The organism is Streptomyces sp. NPDC007983, from assembly GCF_042958345.1.
Lineage (GTDB): Bacteria > Actinomycetota > Actinomycetes > Streptomycetales > Streptomycetaceae > Streptomyces.
In genome coordinates this window covers 1-16573 of the sequence record NZ_JBIBJI010000037.1, presented here as the reverse complement: position 1 = coordinate 16573, position 16573 = coordinate 1, and the positions used below count along the sequence as shown (strand labels likewise).

Here is a 16573-nt window from a genome sequence, read left to right as displayed (position 1 = left end):
CGGTTTGCTGACGCCTGCATGGGTCAGCAATAGAACGCATTACTGGGGTGGGACCGGCGGTTGCAGCTGACCTGCGCCTTGGCCGGCCGCTTCCTGAACGCACTGCCGGTGTACGTGCCAGAAACCTCATCCGTGCTGGTCACGACGGGCGAGCACTGCGGTGGGTCCGCCGGTCAACCATAACCGTAGAGGAACCACGCCCCCCGTTGCCGACCTGGCCTCCCCCACACCAGCATTGTGGAGTGCTGCTGCGACTGCTCTACCTGACCTTGACGAGCATGCTCACCCTGATACGGCTCCCACCGAAGAGTGACCGCGACAAGGAGGCAGAGATTCTGGCGCTGCGCCACCAACTCGCCGTGCTGCAGCGACAGACCGACAAACCCGTGGAACATCCTCAAGGAGCACGGCATCGGCCCCGCAGCCGAACGGGACCACACAACGTGGGCGACGTTCGTTCGCTCCCAGGCCCAGGCCATCCTCGCCGCCGACTTCTTCGAGACCAAGACCCTGACAGGGCCAGGCTGTACGTCCTCGCGGTGATCGAGCACGCCACCCGCCGCGTGCGACCCCTCGGCGCGACCGCACATCCCACCGCCGACTGGGTCACCCAACTCGCCCTTCGGCGACACCCCGGCCAACCGGCCACACCGCCACATCAAAGACGGCCGCGTATTCACCCGGCCCGCGACAGCGCAGAAACCCACCACACCGATCCCCACGGCCGCAGCCTGAACAAGGACGCGGCCGACGACGAGGCCAAAGATGGTCTACGCCTTCGGCCTCGCCGTCAGGAGACGGCCGGCTTGGACGCCGATCTGTCAGGCGACGTCGAGGGCCTTCGCGGCGTCGTCCCAGAGCCTGTGTGCAAGGGCGGTGTCGCGAGCAGGCCCCCTCAACGGTTCCTCCTTCGCCTTGTTGAAGTACCGGCCCGTGCCCTTGGATGTCACGAGGTCAACAATGGCTGGGGCTGCCTCATCGGCGGACTTCCAGAATCGCTTGGCGACGTTGACGACCAGCCCTGTAACCCGGCCGTGCTCGCCGAGCCCGGTCCGCAGGACGCCGGGATGCACGGCGTCGATCGTCTTCCCGGCACCCTTCCACCGCTCGGCGAAGAGCGGGACCATCAGCAGGTTGGCCAGCTTGGTGTCGCAGTAGGTCCTCATGGTGTGGAAGTCCTCGCCGGTCGGAGTTCGGTCGGGATCGATCTTGCCCCTGATGTAGAGGCCCGCGCTGACCTGGACGACCCTGCACAGCCGCTCCTCCAGCAGGTGGTTCATCAGGAACGGTGCGAGATGATTCGTGAAGAACGCCCGCTCGAACCCGTCCTCGTTGAGCTCGCGGCGGCCGGGCCAGAGTGCCGACCCGCTCATCGCGGATCTGTGCGAACTCCTGATCGGCACTGGCATGCGCAAAGGGGAAGCGCTCGCCCTCCACTGGCACGATGTCCACCTCAACGAAGGGGTGCTCTACGTCCGTTACACCCTCTCGGCCATCAACAACGCCCGCCTGGTCATCACCTCGCCCAAGACCCGCAGCAGTAAGAACTGGGTCGCCATCTCGCCGCGCGTGGCAGCCGCGCTCACACGCCGCTCAGCCGACGCCCCGCCCTCGGCATTGGTTGACCGCTCCTACGATCCGTTCACCGGACTGGTCTTCTGCCGACCCGACGGCCGCCCGCTACGGCCTCAGACCGTCCTGGACCGCTTCCGCCGACGCGCCAAGGAAGCAGGGGTCCCCCGCATCACCCTGCACGACCTGCGGCACCTCGCCGCCACCCTCTCCATCACGGCGGGCACCCCACTCACCGTGGTCTCCAAAACCCTGCGGCACTCCACGCTCTCCACCACCGCGAACCTCTACAGCCACCTCACCCAGCAAGCCGCCCACGACGCCGTAGACGCCATCAACACCGCACTCGCCCAATCCGACCCCACCGCCGACCGTCCTCCGCACTGGCCGACCTGGCTGCGACCACACCGCGACCACCCGAACAGGCCCCGGACACGCCTCACACTGCCCTACTTCGCCGCCCCCGCCGCCAGTTCACCCAGCGCCTCCACACCCCAAGGCGTGCGTGCGACCACCATGCGACCACCACGCCGCACAACACGAAGAAGGCCGCCTCTCCATCTCTGGAAAAACGGCCTCCGACCTGCGAAAACGCTGGTCGGGACGACAGGATTTGAACCTGCGACCCCTTGACCCCCAGGCGAACGCTGAATTCCCCGGAATTATGGCGCTTTCCGCAGGCAAAATACGTGCGGCAACGCCTGAGTTGTGCGAGGTCGCGCACACCGTGTGGTCCTCAAATGGTCCCCCACGACAATGCCTCCAAAAGCCAGCTTCACTCCCACTTCCAGCATGCACCGCTTGGCAACATTCGACAAGAACCCATGCGATACGGCAACGGCCTGTATGTCTCCGCCACCGGTTCCACCCCGTCCTCGAGGATGGGGAACCGCTGCCGCCGCTTGCACGGCACTAATTGTCCTGGGTGACGTCGGTCCGCCACCTACGCGAATCTGGCGCTGACCCCAGGCATCGAGCTGACCATCGCGTCGAAGACCCTGCACCACTCCACGATCTCATTTAACCTGCGCCTCTTTGACCCCCAGCCGCGACGAAGTGGTCGCGGATTCCGTGCGTCAGCAGGGGAGTTCGAACCCCGGTGTCCGCACGTCGCGGGCATCATTTCGACGGCGCATTCCAGGCCGAAGAATCGAGATCGTCAAGGCGCCGGTACGCGCGCCGAAGGAAAACGCCGACAGCATACGCCGCTTGATCAGTCTCCATGACTAGTGGAGCCTCGCAAGGCTGGTCGTTATGGACCTCGCAGACTCTTCCGTCATTCTGCGCCCGATCTCATAGCAGTGGGCCGTGGTCGAGTCAGGTCTTCACCTGGGAATCCGCTTAGACGACGCAAAGGATCTGTTAAGTGTCGGCTCAGTGCGGTGGGTGATGCTGCAACTCGCCAACTCGCCAGGAGGGCAGCATGACGTGCGTGACAGCCGAGGTGGAGCGGTGTATCGGTGCGGGTCGGTGTCAGTCGGTCGCCCCTGAGCTCTTCGACCAGACCGACCATGGTGAGGTCGTGGTCCTGCGCGCTCCGCTCGACAAGGAAGAGGTCGCTCTCGCTCTCGAAGCTGCGGAGCTGTGTCCAGGGCGAGCTCTGTCCGTCAGCGAGGACTAGCGACAGCCTCGGCGCCCGTCATTCGGGATGCGTCCGGTGGCGGCGGACACCATCCCGCCCCTCCAGCCCCCAACCGGTCCGCGACCATGCCGTGCCAGCGACCCAGGAGACAGGTTTCTCATGGTTTCACCCATCAACCACGACGACGTCCAGGCTCCCGAGTTCCCGACCGCACGCGGCTGCCCCTTCGCAGAGCCCTCGGGGTACGCCACATTACGCGCGGGCGGCGCCCCGGTGTCGAGGGTCACGCTCTACGACGGGCGTCAGGTGTGGATCGTCACCGGTTACGAAGCGGCGCGGCAGGTGCTGGTTGACAACGAGGGCTTCTCCTCGGTCCGAAATGATCCGAGGTTTCCCGCGACGGCCCCGCGCTTCGCGGCGGCCAGCAAGATCCGGAACTTCCTCGGGATGGACCCGCCGGACCACACCAGGCAGCGGCGTCCCCTGACGTCAAGCTTCACGGTCAAGCGCATGGCCTCGTACCGGCCGGGCATCCAGCGGATCGTCGACGGGCTACTGGACGACCTCCTTGCCAAGGAGCCGACCGTCGATCTGGTACCCGCATTCGCATTGCCGGTGCCGTCGATGGCGATCTGCCACATCTTGGGCGTGCCGTATGCCGACCACAGCTTCTTCGAGGAGCAGTCGCGGCGGATCGTGCATGGTGAGTCGAGTCTGGAAGAGAGCACACAAGCGTTCGCGAACATCCGCTCGTACATGGCGGACCTCATCGATGCCAAGCGGCGCGAGCGCGGCGACGGGCTCCTTGACGAGATGGTCACCATTTTCCTCGACTCGGGCGAGCTGACCCGTGACGAGCTTTCCGAGATGGCGCTCCTGCTACTGGTGGCCGGGCACGAGACCACCGCGAACGCCATCGCGCTCGGCGTGCTGACGCTGCTCGAACGCCCGGTTGTACGCAACGAGTTGGGTCGCACGCCGCCGCTCATCTCGAATGTGGTGGAGGAGTTGCTGCGTCTGCTGTCGATCGCCGACGGGGTGCCTCGGTTCGCGACCCGGGACACGGAGATCGCCGGGCAGCCCGTAGCCGCGGGTGACGGCGTGATCGTCGCAATTGCCGCCAGCAACCGCGACACGGCGGTCTTCAGCGATCCGGACACCTTCGACCCGCACCGCTCGGCCCGCCGCCACCTGGCCTTCGGCTACGGCATCCACCAATGCCTGGGGCAGAACCTGGCGCGCGCCGAGATGGAGATCGCCCTGTCCACCGTATTCACCCGCATCCCCACGCTACGGCTCGCAGTCCCCCCGGAGGAGATCCAGCTCAAACACCCGGCCGGACTGCACGGCGTGGTCGCCCTGCCCGTGACGTGGTGACTCTGCCGTCGCTCCGCTCCCGTACCGGTCCGTGCCACATTCCCCATCGCCTTCCGCGCCGACACCGGCCAACCTCAGGAGTGAAGAGCCCATGTCCCCTATGACCGATACCAAGGACGCCATGCTGGAGACGATGGCGCTGACGTTCCTCGATGGGCTGGACGGCCCCGGGGCTCTGGCCACTATCGCCGCCACTGCTCCGCGGTCGGCCTCGGCCGTACCCCCGTCGGCCGACGACACCGGCCTGGTCGTCCTCGACCACCTCACCGAACGGGTGCTCGGCGGCCATGGCGAGATCACCCCAGCGCCACAGCCGGGTCAGGTCCGCTACTACCACGACGAGATCTACGACGCGTCCGGCGCTCTCATCGGCACCGTCGCCGGACGGCTCGGCATTGTCCACCGGCGCCCGGATGACAGCCACATGATCGCCGTGCGCACCGAGGAGGTGCGCCTGCTCGGCCGCACACTGCGCTTCACGGGGCTCAACGACATCACTGCCGAGTTCGCGGGCGCCTGGGTGTCCGTACCCGGTGTCGGCCTGACCGGCGACATCCTCGGCTGGTCCGGCATCCGCGCCATCCACATGACGTCCACCCCTCTGGTGTCGGACGTCCGCATCGTCCTGTGCCGATGAGGGTCCCCTCCCCTGTCCCGCCTCGTTCCTTTCGCACGCCGTTCCACCACTCCGAAAGGGCCTCCATGCGTACCCTCTCCTCTCGGCGCTCCCTCCTGCTGTCCGCCCGTCGCGGCGCCGCCGTCATAGCCTCCGCCGCCGCGCTGCTCGCCGTGACCGGCGCCACCGCATCTGCCGCTCCCCCCGGGCCCGCGGCGCCGTCCCAGGCCGCTGCGGCCGGGAAGCAAACCACGGCGACGGGGAAGCAGTGCGAGCGCCGCGTACTGACCGAACCGCAGACAGAGAACCTCCAGAACGTCGACGTGGCCGACCCGAAGGTGGGCCAGGTCGGCATCTACCACGACAAGTTCACCGACGCGAAGGGCGCCAACGCCGGTACGGTCATGGGCCGTTACGAGATCCGGCACAGGGCCCCGGATGGCGCTGTGTGGACGTACTACACCGAGGACCTCTTCCTCGTCGACGGCGTCATCCACGCCGAGGGCTGGGTCGACTTCAACGACGTGAAGAACACCAAGTGGGTGGGGTACCGCGCGCAGGGCCTCGACGGCGTGTACCAGGGCAAGACCGGCTGGCGCGAGTGGCGCAACACCGGCGTGGACGGGGCGCCCGCGGATGCCCGCTGGCAGCTGTGCGGCTGAACGGGACGGCTTTCGACCTCCGTGATGACAGATAGGAGCTGACGATGGACACCTCCGATGTGCACCTCCTGTCGGCAGGAAGCGTGCTGCCCGGACCGGCCGTGGACAACGCCACGCTCGCCCGGCACTTCTCGATGGACGCGCTGTGGGAGCAGTGGGTCGACACCTTCATCGGGACCCGCAGCCGCCACCTGGCCGTCGACCTCTCCACCGGAGAGGTGACGCACACGCTGGCCGCACTCGGAGCGGCCGCCGCGCAGCGGGCCCTGGACCGTGCCGCGATGCGCGCCGAGGACGTCGACATCTTGGTGATGGCTACGAGTACCCCGGACAGCCTGATGCCCGCGACGGTGAACGTGATCGCCGACCGCCTCGGAATCGACCATGTGCCGAGCTATCAGTTGCAGTCGGGGTGTTCCGGTGCCGTGCAGGCGCTCGACGTGGCACGGCAGTTCCTGAGCAGCGGCCAGTACACCACCGCTCTGGTTCTGGGCGGTGACGTCGTCGCACCGTTCTACGACGTCCACGTGGATCTGCGGAAGGTGCCGCCCAACGAGCTGGTGAACTTTGTGCTCTTCGGCGACGGCGCCGGAGCCGCCGTGCTCAGCCGGGAGACGGCACCCGGCGCGGCCGCGCTGCGCACGGTCTTCACCCGCCTGGTAGGTCTGGGCCGCCCACCCGGAGCGACATTGGAGTGGTACGGGCCCGTGGACCGCGGGCGCGAGGGCCCGCCCGCCGCCGAAGACTACAAGGCGATCGAGGAGTGTGTGCCCGTCATGGCTGAGGAGGTGCTGCATGAACTCCTCGACGAACTGGACTGGCACGGCGATGACATCGGCCATGTGCTGCCGCCGCAGTTGTCCGGCCGGATGACAGCCAAGATCTACGAGCGTCTGGGGTTGAAGGGACACGAGGTCAGCTGCGTGGCGGAGACCGGCAACATCGGCAATGGCGTGGTCTTCTTCCAGCTGGAACGGGCCCTTGGCCACCTCGGTCCAGGCGAGCGCGCCGTCGGTATCTCGATCGAATCCAGCAAGTGGATCAAGGCGGGTTTCGCCCTGGAAGGGGTCTGACCGATGGCTGTCACCACCTCTCCCAAAGACGCCTTGATGGAGCTGCACCGCTCCGACGAGCTGGCCGCTCGCTACTCCGATGTACGCGGTCTGGTCACGGAGTTGACGAGCTCGGATGACCTGGCACAGGCCGGGCGACTGCTCAACCGTCTCGACCCGGAGCAGGTCCTCAGACACCATCCGGACACACCGCTGCTGCGCGTCACGGTGACCGGGCACGGCACACTCGTGCCGGTGGTGCCCGCGCTCACCGCGGAGCTGGCACGGCACGGCATCCTGCTCGCCTCGAGCCTGTCGGACTTCGATTCGTGGGTGTTCGATCTGAGCGATAAGGACAGTGCCCTGTACGCGTCGGGCGCAGACGTCGTGCTGTGCGTCCTGGATCCGAACGTGGTCCTGGATGACCTGACGGCGCCCTGGCGGGTCTCCGATGTGGAGCGGGTCCTGGACGAGAAGCTGGCTCTGGTCCGGTCACTCGCCGCCACCTTCGACACTGCCGGGCGCGGTATCCTCGTCTTCAATACGCTGCCGCTGACCGCGCGGCTCACCGGGCAACTCGTCGACCATCGCTCGCGTTCCGCCCTGGGCGCAGTCTGGCGCCGCTTCAACGCCCGCCTGCTCACCCTGGGTGAGGAGTTCGGCTCCGTCCTCACCGTCGACCTGGACCCGCTGGTGACAGCGGGTGTGCCTGCCACCGACGACCGGCTGAGCGTCTACACCAAGGCGCACCTGTCCCCGGCGCTGCTCGCCGCGTACGCACGTGAGGTCGCCCACTTGGCACGCGGGGTGTCGGGGCGGGCGAAGAAGTGCCTGGTCGTCGATCTCGACGAGACTGTGTGGGGCGGAGTGCTCGGCGACGATGGCGCGGAGGGCATCGAGGTCGCCGACAGTTACCGAGGAGAGGCGTTCCGGGCGTTCCAGAGCGTCGTGAAGCAGATCGGCTCGCAAGGGGTCCTGGTGGCGGCCGTCAGCAAAAACGAGGCTGAGTCGGTCCGCACCGTGCTGCGGGAGCACCCGCGCATGACACTGCGCGAGGACGACTTCGTCCGGATCATCGCCAACTGGCTACCCAAGCACGAAAACATCGTGCGGCTCGCCCAGGACCTCAACCTGGGCGTGGACAGCTTGGTGTTCGTCGACGACAGCCCCTTCGAGTGCGGTCTGGTCCGCCGGGAGCTGCCGGACGTGGCGGTGGTCGGCCTGGACCGTGACCCCGCGCTCCATGTGGAACGGCTGCTGTGCGACGGCTGGTTCACGGTGCGGGAGATGACTGGCGAGGACGAGAAGCGTGCCACACGCTATCGCGACGAGCTGGTTCGCAAGGATTTCCTGGACACCTTCAGCTCCCTCGACGACTATCTGCGCGAGCTGAAGGTAAGGGTGCGCCTGACGGCCCTCGTCGATGTCGACCGGGTATCCCAGATCACTCTGCGCACCAATCAGTTCAACCTCACCACGCGGCGGCTACAGCCCGCCGAGGTGCGAGCCTGGGCGGAAGACCCAGACGGACAGGTCCTCGCCGTGCACGTTTCCGACCGTTTCGGCGACAGCGGCCTGGTCGGTGCGGTCCTGACGCGCCGCGAAGGGGACGTACTGCACATCGACAACTTTCTGCTGAGCTGCCGTGTGTTCTCCCGTGGCGTAGAGACCGCCTGCCTGTCGGCGGTCCTCGGGCACGCCAAGATGACCGGCGCTCAGGCCGTGACCGCCACCTACCGGCCGACGGCGAAGAACACGAAGGTCAAGGACTTCTACCCACGTGGTGGCTTCGCGGTCGTCGAGGGCGACGGCGACATCGTGAATTTCCGGCACGACCTCGCCGACATCCTTCCGGTCCCGGAACACATCCACCTGACGGACGAACTGGGGGACATCGCGTGAAGACCATCGACGACTTCCTCACCCTCATCCAGGACGAACTGGGCCTGGCCATCGCCGCCCACGAATTGGGCCTGGACCTCGACGAGGTGGCCGGCTGGGACTCGCTGCACCTGTTGTCCTTGTGCACGCTCCTGGAGCGTGAGACCGGCACGAGCCTGTCACTGCCGGATGTCCTCGAGGCCCGCTCCCTGGAGCGGATCTACACACTGGCGGTCAGCCGGTGAGCACGCGACTGCCCCGCGAACGGCGCCACACGCTGCTCTTCCTGCGGGAGATCCGAGCCTTCTCACCGGTGTACTTGGACACCGAAGTCGACATGACGGCGGTGCAGGCGCACCGCACCGCGGCCCGTGCCGCGGGGCGCCGCTACTCGCTGGTGAGCTATGTGGTCCTGGCCGCGGGACAGGTACTCGCCAAGCACCCGGAGGCGAACGCGGCGGTGCGTGGACGACTGTGGCCCAAGGTGGCCCACTACCCGTTCACCAACGGCAAAGTCACCCTTGACAAGCAGCGCGCGGGTCATCGAGTAGTGCTCGCCACGGTTGTGCCCCGGGTGGAGGAGTTGGATCTTCAGCAGGTGCAGACCCACCTGGACCGGTTTCGGGACGGCGATCCGGACCACATGCCGGAGTTCGCCGCGATCCGCCGTCTGCACCAAAGACCCTGGCCGCTGGCGTACGCGGCATTCCGCAAGTCGGCCCGGTCCCTGGCCGCGCGGCCCACTCTGACAGGCACCTACGCGGTGACCTCGCTTGGCCACCGTGACGTGGACGGCTTCCACTCGGTGGGCGGCACCACGGTCACGGTCGGTGTGGGCAGGGTCGTCGACCGGCCCGTCGTCCGCGGCCGGGAGGTAGACATCGCGCCCGTCATGCGACTCAGCCTCGCATTCGATCACCGGGTCATCGACGGCTCAGAGGCCGCAGACGTCCTGACCGAGCTGAAGTCGGCCCTGGAAAGTTACGAGGGCCACGAATGAACGACATCAACGAACTCAAGCAGTACGTCATCGCGCACGCCCGCTCACAGCACATGCCGCCGGACCACGTGCAGTCCCTGCTCGGCCGCATCCACGACGACGGCGACGGCGACGGCTCTTGGGTGCAGGAGTGGGTGCAGGCAGCGGAACGCTCGGAATTTCAAGGTGAGTTGATGGAAGCGTGCCAGCTCTACAACATGGCCCGCTTCCCGTATGTGGACGGCCCCACCCGTCAGGACGCGCACGAGCGCTGCGTCGCCATGTTCGACCAGTGGCGCACGTCCGTGCCCGGTGTCGAGCCGCTGGAGGTGACGCTACCGGAGGGCAAGGTGCGGGCGTGGACCAGTGGCCTGTCCACGACGGTGCGTCTGCCGCTGCTCGTGGTGTGCGGCGGCATCGTCAGTGTCAAGGAGCAGTGGGCCGGCGTCCTCGCCCAGCTGCCCGCCTTCGGCATGGCCGGGGTCGTCGTCGAGATGCCCGGTGTCGGCGAGAACACCCTGCGCTACGATCGCTCGAGCCACCGCATGCTGTCGACGATCCTGGACGCGGTGGCTGGACGCGCGGACACGGAGCACACGTACGCGCTCGCCCTGAGCTTCAGCGGCCACCTGGCGCTCAGGGCCGCTCTTGAAGACAGCCGGATCAAGGCGGTCGTCGGAGCCGGGACGCCGGTGCACGACTTCTTCACCGACGCACGCTGGCAGCGCACCGTCCCCAAGGTCACCGTGGACACGCTCGCTCACTTGACCGGCACCAAGCCGGACGAGGTGTTCGGCCACATCGGCGGCTGGGCACTCACCGACCGGGAGCTTGCCGCCCTGGACATCCCGGTGAGCTGTGTGGCCAGCAGGCTGGACGAGATCATCCCGCGCAGCGACGTGCTGCGCCTCAAACGACATGTGCGCCGCATCCGTGTGGTCGAACACGAGGACGTACACGGCTCACCCCGCCACTTCGCCGAGACTCAGCTGTGGATGCTCCTCGCGCTGCTACGGGCCCGTGGTGTGGTGAACCGGCAGCGGCTCGGGCTGAGCTGGGCGCTGGCCGGGCAGCGGCTACGACGCCGCCTCGGGCGTGCTGCCCCCTGAGGGCACAGCCACGCCGTGGCTCGGCCGCACACGACGACGCTCACCGCGCCCGGCTTCGCAGGGACCGAGGGTGCAAAGAGGGAACGCGAACGCCACGAGGGCACGAGAGAAGGCGACGGAGTCATGGAACAGAACGGCGTGGGGCCGACAGCGCTGGCGGACGGCGAACAGGCCGGGCATGGAGCGGAGCGGCTGCGCGCCGTGTTCGGCACGTTCGCCACGGGCGTGGTCGCCGTCACCGCGCTCGATAAACGTCGCGGCCGGCCGACAGGCATCGCAGCGAACTCCTTCGCGTCGGTGTCGCTGGCCCCACCGCTCCTGTCCTTCTGCGTGGCGCGCACCAGCACCAGCTGGCCCCGACTGCGGATCGCCGACCGGTTGTGCGTGAACATCCTCGGCGCACACCAGCAGCACGTCAGCGAGCGGTTTGCCGCCAAGGGCGAGGACAAGGCAGTCGGACTCGACTGGTTCCCGGCGCCCGGCGGCGCACCGGTGGTCGCGGGCTCACTCGGCTGGCTCGAGTGTTCCGTCGAGCAGGAGCATCCGGCGGGTGACCACGTGATCGTGGTGGCCCGGGTACGGGCGCTGGGCGGACCTCGCACGGGCGACCCTCTGGTGTTCTTCCGCAGCGGGTACGGCCGGTTCACGTCCGACCACGACTAAGACGGCGGCCGTCGGACGCTCCTACTTCCTCCCCTGAGCAACACCGGACGACACAGAGAGGGCCGCACAGGCAATGGTCAACGGTCACGTTTCCGCCGGGGACGACGCAATCGCCGTCGTCGGCATGTCCTGCAGGCTTCCTGGCGCGCCCCACCTGGCGGCGTTCTGGGAGCTGCTGCGCGACGGCCGGGATGCCATCGTCGACACACCCGTCGACCGGTGGTCCGCCGCATCGGTATCCGGCGGCACGAGCGTCGGGCGCGGTGGCTTCCTCAAAGAGATCGATCGCTTCGACGCGGCCTTCTTCGGCATCTCCCCCCGGGAGGCCGCGGCCATGGATCCACAGCAGCGACTGGCGCTCGAGCTGGGGTGGGAGGCGCTTGAGGACGCAGCCCTGATCCCGGCGAACCTGCGCGGCACCGGCACGGGCGTGTTCATCGGAGCGATCGCCGCCGACTATACGGCGCTCACCCACCGCAGCGGCGCGCAGCCGGGGCGACACACCGTCACGGGCCTGAGCCGTGGTGTCATCGCGAACCGTCTGTCGTACGTCTTAGGACTCCATGGTCCAAGCCTGACGGTGGACAGCGCCCAGTCCTCGTCGCTGGTCGCCGTGCACCTGGCCTTCGAGAGCCTGCGCAAGGGCGAATCGCACCTCGCGCTCGCGGGCGGTGTGAACCTGAACTTCGCCCGGGAGACCGCCGCGGACCTGGGTTCCTTCGGCGGGCTGTCGCCCGACGGCCGCAGCTACACCTTCGATGCCCGTGCGAATGGTTATGTGCGCGGTGAGGGCGGCGCGGTCGCCGTGCTCAAGCCGCTCGCCGCTGCTGTCGCCGACGGGGACCGGGTGCACTGTGTGATCCGGGGCAGCGCGGTCAACAACGACGGCGCCACGGACGGCCTGACCGTGCCCGGAGCAGAGGCGCAGCGCGATGTGATCCGGCTCGCGCACCGCCAGGCCGGAACCCACCCCCGGGACGTGCAGTACGTGGAGCTGCACGGCACCGGAACGAAGGTAGGCGACCCCATCGAGGCCCGTGCGCTGGGCGAGGCCCTGGGCACGGCCCGCCGGGCAGAAGGAACGCTGCGTGTCGGGTCGGCGAAGACGAACGTGGGCCACCTGGAGGGCGCCGCGGGCATCGTCGGCTTCCTGAAGGCGGCCTTGTCCATCGCGCACCGCGCCCTCCCCCCGAGCCTCAACTACGAGACCCCCAACCCGGCCATCCCGATGGGCGAGCTGAACCTCGAGGTGCAGCGGGAGCTGGGGGACTGGCCGCACCCGGAGCGGCCCCTGGTCGCCGGGGTGAGCTCCTTCGGCATTGGCGGCACCAACTGCCACGTCGTCCTGGCAGAGCCGCCCGCCATCTCCACGCGTGATGCGGAAAGTTCGCGCAGCGTCGGCCACGCCGCCGGGCCAGTACCGGTGCTGTTGTCCGGCCGGAGTGCGGCAGCGCTACGCGCACAGGCGGCCCGGCTGCGAGAACACCTGGCGTCGACGCCCGGTGCGTCGCTCACCGATGTCGCGTACTCCCTGGCCACGGCGAGGGAACGGTTCGAGCATCGCGCCGCGCTCACCATCGCGGACCCTGGCGCCCCTGGTGCCGCTGAGGGGCTGGTGCGCGGCCTTGAAGCGCTCGCGCGCGGCGACAGCGCCCCCGGCCTCGCCGACCGTACCGGCGTGGTGCGCGCGGGGGCGACCGCGTTCCTGTTCTCCGGGCAGGGCAGTCAACGGCCTGCCATGGGCCGGGAGCTGTACGCCGCCCATCCGCTCTTCGCCGAGGTCTTCGATGAGGTGGCGTCCTACTTCGACGGGCTGCTCGACCGGCCGCTGCGCGATGTCGTGTTCGCCACCGAGGACTCTCCGGTGGCCCGCCTCCTGGACCGCACAGGCTTCACCCAGCCCGCTCTCTTCGCTATCGAGACCGCGCTGTTCCGGCACCTCGAAGACTGGGGGGTGCGCCCCGACTACCTGGCGGGCCACTCGGTCGGTGAGATCACCGCTGCCCATGTGGCGGGCGTGCTTTCGCTCTCCGACGCTGCAGCGCTTGTCGCGGCCCGCGCCACCATGATGGAGGCGCTGCCGGACGGTGGCTCCATGGTGGCGGTGGAAGCCGCCGAGGATGAGGTGCGTGCCTGGCTCGCGCTGGTCGACGCGACCGGGGAGCGGGTGGATGTGGCTGCTGTCAACGGGCCGCAGGCGACGGTCGTCGCAGGTGATGAGGACGCCGTGGCCGACATCGCTCGGCGGGCCGCCGACGCTGGTCGCAGGACGCGGGATGTGAAGGTGAGCCACGCTTTTCACTCTCCCCTGATGGAGCCGATGCTGGAGGACTTCCGCACGGTCGCGGCCGGGCTCACGTACCACGAGCCGCGGATACCCGTGGTCTCGAATATCACCGGCCGTCTCGCCGCAGGTGACGAATTGCGCTCAGCGGACTACTGGGTGCGTCACGTCCGGCGGGCTGTACGCTTCGCCGACGGTGTCGCCGCGTTGAAGCAGATGGGTGCCACGGCGTTCCTGGAGATCGGCCCGGTGCCCGTCCTGACGGCGATGGCGCGCGAGACCCTGGCCGGGCTCGGCGACAGCGACGGCGGTACCGGCGCTTCCGGGCTTGTCCCGGCGGTGATTCCAGTGCTGCGGAAGGACCGCGGCGAGGCGCAATCCCTCGTCGAGGCGCTGACCCACGCATTCACGCACCACGTGGAAGCGGACTGGGCGGCGGTGTTCGACCGCAGGCGAGCGCGGCGTGTGGATCTCCCGACGTACGCCTTCCAGCGGGAACGGTACTGGATCGAGGAGCCGGACGGGTCGACCGGCGAGCAGGGCGAGGAGGAACCGGCGCGCGGTGAACCCTCGGGAGCAGGGTGCTCCGGTACGGCGCAGGAGACTGGGCCGTCCGCCCACGGGCCGGGGGCCGACTCGGAGAAGCCGACCTCGGGGGGCCAAGGGCCGGACGACGGTGTCGGACCACCCTCCGAGGAGCCGGGCGGGGAGCTCGCCGAGCGGCTTTCCGGGCTGTCCACGGCAGAGGCCGAGCGGTCGCTGCTCGAACTCGTCCGCACCCATGTCGCGATCGTCCTCAGCCATGTGTCCGCAGACGCTGTCGACCCCGGGCTCTCCTTCAAGGAGCTGGGCTTCGACTCGCTCGGCGCGGTGGAACTGCGCGACCGGCTCGCGTCCGCTACGGGTCTGCGGCTGGCCTCGGGCCTGCTCTACAACCACCCGTCACCCTCGGCACTGGTACGGTACCTGTTCAAGCGGCTACTCGGCGCGCAGCGCTCCGAAAGTCCGTCGTCGACGCGGCGCGGAGCGAACGGATCCCCGGACGACGACCCGATCGTGATCGTCAGCATGGCCTGCCGCTACCCCGGGGACGTGGTGTCACCGGAGGACCTGTGGCAGCTCGTCTCGACGGCCGGTGACGCGATCACTCCCTTCCCCGCCAACCGGGGGTGGGACCTGGACACCCTGTACGACCCGGAACCGGGCACGCCGGGCCGCACCTACCTGCGCGAGGGCGGCTTCCTCCACGACGTCGACCGTTTCGACCCGGAGTTCTTCGGCATCAGCCCGCGCGAGGCCGTGGCGATGGACCCGCAGCAGCGACTGCTCCTGGAGATCGCCTGGGAGGCGTTCGAACGAATGGGCATCCGCCCCGACGCGCTGCGGGGCAGCCGGACCGCGGTGTTCGTCGGCGGCACGGCGCAGGACTACGGTCCGCGCCTGCACGAGCCTGCCGAGGGCACTGACGGCTACCTGCTCACCGGCAGCACCGCCAGCGTCGCGTCGGGCCGCCTCGCGTACGCCTTCGGCCTGGAGGGACCGGCCGTCACAGTTGACACGGCCTGCTCCTCCTCTCTGGTCGCCCTGCATCTGGCCGCGCAGGCGCTGCGGCAGGGCGACTGCTCGCTCGCGCTCGCAGGTGGCGTCACGGTGATGTCGACGCCGGGCATGTTCGTGGAGTTCAGTCAGCAGCGCGGACTGGCATCCGGTGGCCGCTGCAAGGCGTTCTCCGCGGGTGCCGACGGGACGGTCTGGTCTGAGGGCGCGGGCCTACTGCTACTCGAACGGCGTTCGGACGCCCGCCGCAACGGTCACGAGATCCTCGCGGTGGTGCGGGGCTCCGCGATCAACCAGGACGGTGCCAGCAACGGCCTCACGGCCCCCAACGGCCCCTCTCAGGAACGCGTCATCCGGCAGGCCCTTGCCGATGCGGGTCTCGTCGCCGCGGACGTGGACGCCATGGAGGCGCACGGTACGGGCACTACCCTGGGTGACCCGATCGAGGCCGAGGCACTGCTCGCCACGTACGGGCAGAACCGTGAATGGCCCCTGTATCTGGGCTCGTTGAAGTCGAACATCGGCCACACCCAGGCCGCCGCCGGCGTCGGCGGGATCATAAAGATGGTCATGGCAATGCGCCACGGCACACTGCCCCGGACGCTCCACGTCGACGAACCCACCCCGCACGTCGACTGGTCGGCGGGCAACGCGGAGCTGCTGGTGCGGGAGCGCCCGTGGGAAACGCCGGACGACCGACCGCGCCGGGCCGGGGTGTCGTCTTTCGGTATCAGCGGCACCAACGCGCACGTGATTCTGGAGCAGGCGCCGGCCGTCCCTGCCGCACCCTCACAGCAGGAGGGACCCGATGCCGCCGGTTCCGTTCCGGTCCCGGTGCTCGTGTCGGCGCGGAGTGAGGCTGCACTGTGCGAACAGGCCGCACGCATAAGGGGCTTCTTGACCGAGCGGCCCGAACTGCCGCTTCCCACCGTTGCGGCGGGCATCGCCACCCATCGCACCGCCTTCGAGGTGCGTGCCGCCGTGGTTGCCCACGACCACACCGCACTGGTGGAGTCACTGGAAGCACTGTCACGCGGCCAGACGGATGACCGGACAGTGATTGGACGCAGCGACACGGAGCCCGGCAAGGTCGCGTTCGTCTTCTCCGGTCAGGGCAGTCAGCGCCCCGGCATGGGACGGGAGCTGTATGACACCCATCCCGTGTTCGCCCGCGCCCTGGACGAGGTGTGCCAGCACTTCACCCACCACCTCGACGCCCCCCTACCGGAGGTGATGTGG

The 16573-nt window shown here is 68.5% G+C and carries 13 protein-coding genes and 1 pseudogene; 13 read left to right on the top strand and 1 reads right to left on the bottom strand.

What is annotated here, in order from left to right; genetic code table 11:
• Positions 1-242: 242 nt before the first annotated feature.
• Positions 243-620, top strand: a pseudogene (locus tag ACFZCY_RS43755) (hypothetical protein); the annotation flags it as partial.
• Positions 621-821: 201 nt separating this feature from the next.
• Here ACFZCY_RS43755 and ACFZCY_RS43750 read toward each other — a convergent pair.
• Positions 822-1409 (bottom strand): hypothetical protein, encoded by a 588-nt coding sequence (locus ACFZCY_RS43750; RefSeq protein WP_391187182.1) that lies wholly within the window; start codon positions 1407-1409, stop codon positions 822-824.
• On the opposite strand from ACFZCY_RS43750, the gene ACFZCY_RS43745 reads away from it, so the two are divergent.
• The 12 genes from ACFZCY_RS43745 to ACFZCY_RS43690 all read left to right on the top strand — a co-directional run.
• Complete coding sequence (locus tag ACFZCY_RS43745; RefSeq protein ID WP_391187117.1) at positions 1408-2205, top strand: tyrosine-type recombinase/integrase; 798 nt, start codon at positions 1408-1410, stop codon at positions 2203-2205. The genes ACFZCY_RS43750 and ACFZCY_RS43745 overlap by 2 nt on opposite strands.
• 790 nt (positions 2206-2995) lie before the next feature.
• A complete protein-coding gene (locus ACFZCY_RS43740; protein ID WP_391187115.1) occupies positions 2996-3193 on the top strand; it encodes a 4Fe-4S domain-containing protein in 198 nt (65 codons plus the stop codon).
• 120 nt (positions 3194-3313) lie between these two features.
• Positions 3314-4531 carry a cytochrome P450 gene (locus ACFZCY_RS43735; protein WP_391187113.1) on the top strand — a complete coding sequence of 406 codons (1218 nt, stop codon included), beginning with the start codon at positions 3314-3316 and terminating at the stop codon, positions 4529-4531.
• Positions 4532-4631: 100 nt separating this feature from the next.
• Positions 4632-5168: a hypothetical protein gene (locus ACFZCY_RS43730; RefSeq protein ID WP_391187111.1), complete on the top strand. Its 537-nt coding sequence runs from the start codon at positions 4632-4634 to the stop codon at positions 5166-5168.
• Between the two features lie 65 nt (positions 5169-5233).
• Positions 5234-5809 (top strand): hypothetical protein, encoded by a 576-nt coding sequence (locus ACFZCY_RS43725; RefSeq protein ID WP_391187109.1) that lies wholly within the window; start codon positions 5234-5236, stop codon positions 5807-5809.
• Positions 5810-5853: 44 nt separating this feature from the next.
• Positions 5854-6882: a 3-oxoacyl-ACP synthase III family protein gene (locus ACFZCY_RS43720; protein ID WP_391187107.1), complete on the top strand. Its 1029-nt coding sequence runs from the start codon at positions 5854-5856 to the stop codon at positions 6880-6882.
• Positions 6883-6885: 3 nt separating this feature from the next.
• On the top strand, positions 6886-8763 hold the full coding sequence (locus ACFZCY_RS43715) for an HAD-IIIC family phosphatase (protein WP_391187105.1): 1878 nt from the start codon (positions 6886-6888) through the stop codon (positions 8761-8763).
• Positions 8760-8987: a phosphopantetheine-binding protein gene (locus ACFZCY_RS43710; RefSeq protein WP_391187103.1), complete on the top strand. Its 228-nt coding sequence runs from the start codon at positions 8760-8762 to the stop codon at positions 8985-8987. Before ACFZCY_RS43715 ends, ACFZCY_RS43710 begins: the two co-directional genes overlap by 4 nt.
• Complete coding sequence (locus tag ACFZCY_RS43705; RefSeq protein ID WP_391187101.1) at positions 8984-9742, top strand: 2-oxo acid dehydrogenase subunit E2; 759 nt, start codon at positions 8984-8986, stop codon at positions 9740-9742. Before ACFZCY_RS43710 ends, ACFZCY_RS43705 begins: the two co-directional genes overlap by 4 nt.
• Entirely contained in the window at positions 9739-10830 is a 1092-nt protein-coding gene (locus tag ACFZCY_RS43700) for an alpha/beta hydrolase (protein ID WP_391187098.1), read from the top strand. Before ACFZCY_RS43705 ends, ACFZCY_RS43700 begins: the two co-directional genes overlap by 4 nt.
• A gap of 123 nt (positions 10831-10953) precedes the next feature.
• Positions 10954-11493, top strand: a complete 540-nt coding sequence (locus ACFZCY_RS43695; RefSeq protein WP_391187096.1) for a flavin reductase — start codon at positions 10954-10956, stop codon at positions 11491-11493.
• Between the two features lie 73 nt (positions 11494-11566).
• The coding region (locus ACFZCY_RS43690) for a beta-ketoacyl synthase N-terminal-like domain-containing protein (RefSeq protein ID WP_391187094.1) at positions 11567-16573 on the top strand (5007 nt) is incomplete at its 3' end.